Here is a 6,432-nt window from a genome sequence, read left to right as displayed (position 1 = left end):
GGCGCGGCAGCGGGCGCCAGCGCGGCACTCTGCAGCCGCATGCCGGGCTCGATGTACGTGGAACAGGCGCGCACGCGCTCGCCGTTTTCAAGCTGGATCCAGCAGTCCTGGCACGCGCCCATCATGCAGAAGCCCGCGCGCGGGCCGCCCCCGAATTCCGAGGTGCGCAGGCGCTCTCCCTGCGTCAGCACGGCGGTCAGGACGGTGTCGCCGGCCAGTGCCGTGCACGTCTGTCCGTCGAAGGTGAAGGTCAACGCGGGCCGGCCGGTTTCGGCCAGGCGTTTCAGGATTGCCATGGCGCGCGTGGCTCCTTTGCGGCTGTCGGCAGCGAATTCATTTCTGGCCCACCAGCACGCGGTCCAGGCCATACACGCGGTCCAGCAGCAGCATCGTCACGGCCGTCAGCGCGATCACCAGCGCGGACACGGCGGCCATCATCGGGTCGATGGATTCCGTGGCGTACATGTACATGCGCACCGGCAGCGTGATGGTCGAGGGCGCGGTGATGAACACCGACATCGTCAGTTCGTCGAAGCTGTTGATGAACGCCAGCAGCCAGCCGCCGGACACGCCGGGAATGATGAGCGGCAAGGTGACCGTAAAGAACACCGTCGCGCGGCTGGCGCCCAGCGACAGCGCCGCGTGCTCGATGGACCGGTCAAAGCCCACCAGCGCGCCGATCACCAGGCGCATCACGTACGGCGTGATGACGACGACATGGCTGGCCACCAGCCACGGAAAGCTGCCGGCCATCCCCATCAGCGCAAAGAAGCGCAAGAGCGCCACGCCCAGCACCAGATGGGGAATCATCAGCGGCGACAGGAACAGGCCGTTGAGCACGTCGCGCCCCGGAAAGCGGTAGCGCGTGATGGCGATGGCGGCGGGCACCGCCAGGCACACGGCGATGCTGGCCGACAGGAACGCCAGCCACAGGCTGTTCTTGAACGCCTGCATGAAGTTGGGATGATCGAAGACCGCGTAAAACCAGCGCAGCGAGAAACTGGTCGTCGGCACGGTCAGCGTCGAGTCCGGCGTGAACGCCACCAGGCACACGATGACCAGCGGCGCCAGTACGAACGCCACCACCAGAAAGTTGAACGCCAGCGCGAAAGGACCGTTCTTCTGCATGTTCGATTCCTTGCGCGGCTCAGCCCAGGCTGCGGCGGTAAGAGCGTTCGACGACGCGGTTGTACGCCATCATGACGATCACGTTGACGATCAGCAGCACAATCGCGATCGCCGCGCCCAGCGGCCAGTTCAGCTCGGTCAGGAACTCGTCGTACACGACGGTGGCCACCATCTTCAGGCGCCGCCCGCCCAGCAGTGCGGGAATGGCAAACGAGCTGGCCGACAGGCCGAACACGATAAGACTGCCGGACAGGATGCCCGGCATGGCCTGCGGCAGCACGATGCGCGTGAGCGTCTGAAAGCGCGAGGCGTTCAGCGACAGCGCGGCGTGCTCGACGGTAGGGTCCAGCTTCTGCAGCGACGTCCACACCGGAATCACCATGAACGGCAGCATGACGTGCACGAGGCCGATAATGACGGCGGTGGGCGTGTACAGCAGCGATCCCAGGCCCAGCGCGGCGGCCGCCTTGCCCAGCGGCCCGCTTGGGCCCAGCAGCATGCTCCAGCCGAACGCGCGCACCACCAGCGAGATCAGCAGCGGCGACAGCACCACCAACAGGAAGATCGAGCGCCAGGGCTTGCGCATGCGCGACAGAATGTAGGCCTCGGGCGCGCCGATCAGCACGCAGATCAGCGTCGTGACGCCGGCGATCCAGAAGGTGCGCCAGAAGATCTCGATGAAGTAGCCGTCCGTCACCACGGCCAGGTAGTGTTCGAACGTGTGGCCCGGCTGGATGCCGGTGGCGTAATCGAACGGCCGGAAGGACAGGGCAAAGGTCAACGCCAGCGGCGTGAGCACCAGCGTCAGAAACACGAGGGCCAGCGGAATCGATCCCAGGATGGCCAACATCCCGTCATTGCGCGGCTTGGGCGGGTTGGCGGCGGCGCCGCGTTGCGTCAGCGTCGCCATGTCAGTCCGCCGCCGCGGCAGCAGGCGCGCGCAGCACGCGCAGCACGCCGTCCGCCCAGTCCAGCCCGATCTGTTCGCCGTCGTCATGCGGGCGGCGGCCGTCGTTGGGCGTCAGGATGGTCAGCGCTCCCACGGGCGAATCCAGGTCGTACATCCACTGGCTGCCCAGGAAGTAACGCGTGTTGACGACACAGGCGAGCTTGCCCTGGCCAGACGGCACGGGCACCAGCTTTTCCGGCCGCAACGACAACTGCACGCTGTCGCCGTGTCGCAGGCCTTCGCCGTCGACGACAAGGCTCAGTGCGCCGGTCTGCACTTCGGCCTGCGCGCCGCAGCGCGTCACGCGGCCGGGCAGCAGATTGGTTTTGCCGACAAAGCGCGAGATGAACTCGGTCTGCGGATGTTCATACATGCGGTAGGGGGCGTCCACCTGCGTGGCCCGGCCGTCCTGCATGACGACGACGCGATCGCTGATGGACAGGGCCTCGGCCTGGTCGTGCGTGACCATGACGGTGGTGGTGCCGATCTTGCGCTGGATGCTGCGCAGCTCGAACTGCATGTCCTCGCGCAGTTTGGCGTCCAGGTTGGACAGCGGTTCGTCCAGCAGCAGCACCGGCGGCCGGATCACCAGCGCCCGGGCCAGCGCCACGCGTTGCCGCTGGCCGCCCGACAGTTCGCGCGGGAAGCGGTCGGCATGCTTGTCCAGCTTGACCAGGGCCAACGCCTCGCGCACACGGTCCTGCCGTTCGGCGCGTTCCACCTTGCGCATCTTCAGGCCGAACGCGACGTTGTCGGCCACGGTCAGGTGCGGGAACAGCGCATAGCTCTGGAACACGATGCCCAGGCCGCGCGTGTTGGGCTTGGCGTGCGTGATGTCGCGGCCGTCCAGCGTGATGGTGCCGCAGGTGACATCGGCAAAGCCGGCAATCATCTGCAGCGTGGTGGTCTTGCCGCAGCCGGAGGGGCCCAGCAGCGAGACGAACTCGCCCTTATCGACCGACAGGCAGAAGTCCGAGACGACACGCAGATCGCCGTAGTTCTTGGAGACGTTGTCCAGCCGCAGAAATGCCATGTTCCAAACCCCGTGGCCCGTCTGGGCCCTGCGCCGCCGGGTGGAAAAAGTGCCGCCCAGGCTGCCTAAGTGATGGCGCAGTCTAGGAGCCGCCAAAACAGAGGGTCAATTAGGGTTTTCCGAAGAATCGAATTTTTTATTCGTTATTTCCGTTAGACTGAATTTTCTGATAAAAACACGTCAGACTATTTTGATTATCGGAACCCGAGAATGAAGAAATCAGAAACGCCGGAGGATTCCGCTGGCCAGGGCGTATTGCAGCGGGCCTTTGCCGTGCTGCGCGTGCTGGCCGATGCCAAGGGAGACAAGCTGCGCCTGACCGATATCGCCGCCCGCACGGGCCAGGCGCAGGCCACGGTGCACCGGGTGCTGCAAGGCTTGATGCAGGAAGGGGTGGTGGAGCAGCCGGCTCAAAGCAAGGGATATCAGCTCAGCGTTGCCTTCTTTTCGCTGGCGGCCGCGGCGGGCAACCATCAATCCAGCCTGCGCACCCTCTACCGGCCCGCGATGCTGCGCCTGTCCGGCATGCTCAACGACACCATTTTCCTGCTGGTGCGCAGCGGGTTTGACGCGGTCTGCGTTGACCGCGTGGACGGCGCCTTTCCAGTGCGCTCGCATACCGGCGACATCGGGGGCCGCGTGCCGCTCGGCATGGGACAAGGCGGCCTGGTGCTGCTGGCCAGCCTGCCCGAAGCCGAGCGCGAAGAGGTCATGCGCTTCAACATTCCGCGCCTGCATCATCTGGGCTTCGTGGACGAGATCTCAATGCGCGTGCGCATCAAGGAATGCCTGGAACTGCGCTACGCGCGCAGCCAGGGGCAGGGCGTGTTCCCCAACATCGCGGGGCTGGCAGTGCCGGTCTACGATCCCAACGGCGTGACGGTCGCGGCGCTGAGCGTGGCGGCGCCCATCGAACGCATCAGTGATGAACGCCTGCCGCTGATCGTGGAAATGCTGCGCCGCGAGGCCGACGCGGTGGGCGCGCAGATCAATCCGTTCGACCCGGCGCTGCGCAAGCCCAGCCAGTTTCTGGGCACGGGCAACGGCGCGTAGCCCGCGCACGGTGCGCAGCGTCTGCGCATAAAAAAGCCCGGACACGTATGGGTCCGGGCTTTTTCAACATGCGTCAGCGATCAGGTCGGATACGTGCCGGGCAGCAGGATGCTGCGGTCGCCCGGCTCGATCGTACGGCGGCCGCACAGCGCCATCGTCGTGTCCATTTCCTTGTACAGGATCTCCAGCGTGCGGGTGACGCCGGCCTGGCCATACGCGCCCAGCCCGTACAGGAAGGCGCGGCCGATCATCGTGCCGCGTGCGCCCAGCGCCACGGCCTTCAGGATGTCCTGGCCGGAGCGAATGCCGCCGTCCATCCACACCTCGATCTTCGAACCCACGGCGTCGGCAATTCCCGGCAGGGCCGCGATGGACGACATGGCGCCGTCAAGCTGGCGGCCGCCGTGGTTGCTGACGATGAGCGCATCGGCGCCGCTGTTGGCGGCGAGCTGCGCGTCTTCGACGTCAAGAATGCCCTTGATGATGAGCTTGCCGCCCCAGCGCTGCTTGATCCATTCCACGTCGTCCCAGCTCAGGCGCGGATCGAACTGCTCGGCCGTCCACGACGACAGCGACGACAGGTCGCTCACGCCCTTGGCGTGGCCGACGATGTTGCCGAAGGTGCGGCGCTTGGTGCCCAGCATGCCCATGCACCAGCGTGGCTTGGTCGCCAGGTTGATGAGGTTGCGCAGCGTGGGCTTGGGCGGCGTCGACAGGCCGTTCTTGATGTCCTTGTGGCGCTGGCCCAGAATCTGCAGGTCCAGCGTCAGCACCAGCGCCGAGCAGCCGGCAGCCTTGGCGCGGTCGATCAGGTTGCCCACGAACTCGCGGTCGCGCATCACGTAGAGCTGGAACCAGAAGGGCTTGCCGGTGGCCTGCGCCACGTCTTCCAGCGAGCAGATGCTCATCGTGGACAGCGTGAACGGCACGCCGAAATCGGCGGCGGCCTTGGCGGCCAGGATCTCGCCGTCGGCATGCTGCATGCCGGTCAGGCCCGTGGGCGAAATCGCCAGCGGCATGACCACGTCCTGGCCCACCATGGTGGTGCGCAGCGACCTGCCTTCCATGTTGACTGCCACGCGCTGACGCAGCTTGATCCGATGAAAGTCGCTTTCGTTCGCGCGATAGGTGCCTTCGGTCCAGGCGCCGGAATCGGCGTAATCGTAGAACATGCGCGGCACGCGCTTCTGCGCGACAACGCGCAAATCTTCGATGCAGGTGATCGTAGAAAGGTTAGCGGTCATGGAGTGTCTGTGGAGTGGTAGGGGGCGCCAGCGCCGCCCAGTATACGCGCCGGGGCCGGCAAGCGTCGCTTGCCGGCCCCGTTCGCCCCCCTGCGCAAAGGCTCTATGGCCCCTGCACGCCCAGCCCTAGCGCGGCCACACCTTGCTGACCGCGCGTATCGTTGCCCACGCCACCCAGCGCGGGCTGGTCAGCCGCGCGCCCGGCAGCCGGCGCATCACGTCCACCGCAAGCCCGCCGCGCTTGTGCCATTGCTTCTTGCGGGTCTGGCTGTCGGTCCAGCGGCCTTCCAGCCACGGGAATTCCCGGCGGCCCGGCTTGTACACCGGCGGCGTGTTGTAGATCAGGATGTACGCCAGCCGCGGCGTCTGCGACGTGTTCGGTCCCGTGAAGTGCAGCGTGCGCGCATCGTGGACGGTGATGCCGCCCGGATCGAGCGGCTCGGCCACCGCCTGTTCGCGCGGGAAATCGCCGCAGCATTCCAGCGGATGCAGCGTCTTGTCGCCGCCCGGGGAACGGTGCTCCAGCACGTCCCACTTGTTCGACCCCGGCAGGAACTGCATGCAGCCGTTCTCGACGGTGGCCGGCTGCAGCGCCAGCCAGATGCTCAGTTCGTTGTAGACAAAGTCCGGCGACCGGAAGGCTTCGTCCTGGTGCCACGGCGTTTCCGGACCGTGCGGGCCGGGCTTGAGCAACGCGTGCTCGCCATACAGCGCCGCCTGCGGGCCCAGCAGCTGCCGCGCCAGTTCCAGCGTGCGTTCGTGGTACACCGTCTTCAGCAGGCCCGGGGCATAATGTCGCGGATCGTGAAGACTCGGAAACTTCGCGGGCTTGCTCGGGTCGTCGCGGCTGACAAAGTCATATTGCGCGCCCTCGTTGTAACCCGTCTTATTCGAGAACAAGTCCAGCAGCGTCCTGCGGATGTAGCCGACCTCGTCCTGAGGGCACATGTCCTTCAAGGCCAGGTAACCCTGATCCCTGTAGCGCGCTGTCTCGGCATCCGACAACAAACTGGTCTCTTCCATAA

General features: G+C 66.0%; 7 protein-coding genes. 1 reads left to right on the top strand and 6 read right to left on the bottom strand.

The window, feature by feature from the left end; translation table 11 throughout:
* The 4 genes from B3446_RS20660 to B3446_RS20645 form a co-directional block, all read right to left on the bottom strand.
* Positions 1 to 296, bottom strand: a 296-nt coding sequence (locus B3446_RS20660; protein ID WP_291384584.1) for a (2Fe-2S)-binding protein, incomplete at its 3' end; no start/stop codon positions are given.
* Positions 297 to 333: 37 nt separating this feature from the next.
* Positions 334 to 1,128, bottom strand: coding sequence for an ABC transporter permease (locus tag B3446_RS20655; RefSeq protein WP_062839314.1), 795 nt, complete (start codon positions 1,126 to 1,128; stop codon positions 334 to 336).
* A 19-nt stretch (positions 1,129 to 1,147) separates the two neighbouring features.
* The gene (locus B3446_RS20650) at positions 1,148 to 2,038 is read right to left on the bottom strand and encodes an ABC transporter permease (RefSeq protein ID WP_175136964.1); all 891 of its coding nucleotides are present in this window, start codon (positions 2,036 to 2,038) and stop codon (positions 1,148 to 1,150) included.
* A 1-nt stretch (position 2,039) separates the two neighbouring features.
* Entirely contained in the window at positions 2,040 to 3,110 is a 1,071-nt protein-coding gene (locus tag B3446_RS20645; protein WP_105236809.1) for an ABC transporter ATP-binding protein, read from the bottom strand.
* 210 nt (positions 3,111 to 3,320) lie between these two features.
* Between B3446_RS20645 and B3446_RS20640 the strand changes: the two genes are divergently transcribed.
* Positions 3,321 to 4,163 (top strand): IclR family transcriptional regulator, encoded by an 843-nt coding sequence (locus B3446_RS20640; protein WP_291384580.1) that lies wholly within the window; start codon positions 3,321 to 3,323, stop codon positions 4,161 to 4,163.
* A gap of 80 nt (positions 4,164 to 4,243) precedes the next feature.
* Here B3446_RS20640 and B3446_RS20635 read toward each other — a convergent pair whose 3' ends face one another.
* Positions 4,244 to 5,407 carry an alpha-hydroxy acid oxidase gene (locus B3446_RS20635; protein ID WP_105236807.1) on the bottom strand — a complete coding sequence of 388 codons (1,164 nt, stop codon included), beginning with the start codon at positions 5,405 to 5,407 and terminating at the stop codon, positions 4,244 to 4,246.
* A gap of 126 nt (positions 5,408 to 5,533) precedes the next feature.
* The gene (locus B3446_RS20630) at positions 5,534 to 6,430 is read right to left on the bottom strand and encodes a phytanoyl-CoA dioxygenase family protein (RefSeq protein ID WP_105236806.1); all 897 of its coding nucleotides are present in this window, start codon (positions 6,428 to 6,430) and stop codon (positions 5,534 to 5,536) included.
* Positions 6,431 to 6,432 lie beyond the last annotated feature (2 nt).

The sequence above is a fragment of the Achromobacter sp. UBA5777 genome (assembly GCF_002418565.1).
GTDB classification, from domain to species: Bacteria; Pseudomonadota; Gammaproteobacteria; order Burkholderiales; family Burkholderiaceae_B; genus Achromobacter; species Achromobacter animicus.
Note: the sequence above shows the minus strand (reverse complement) of the source record. Positions and strands in the feature narration are given on the sequence as shown.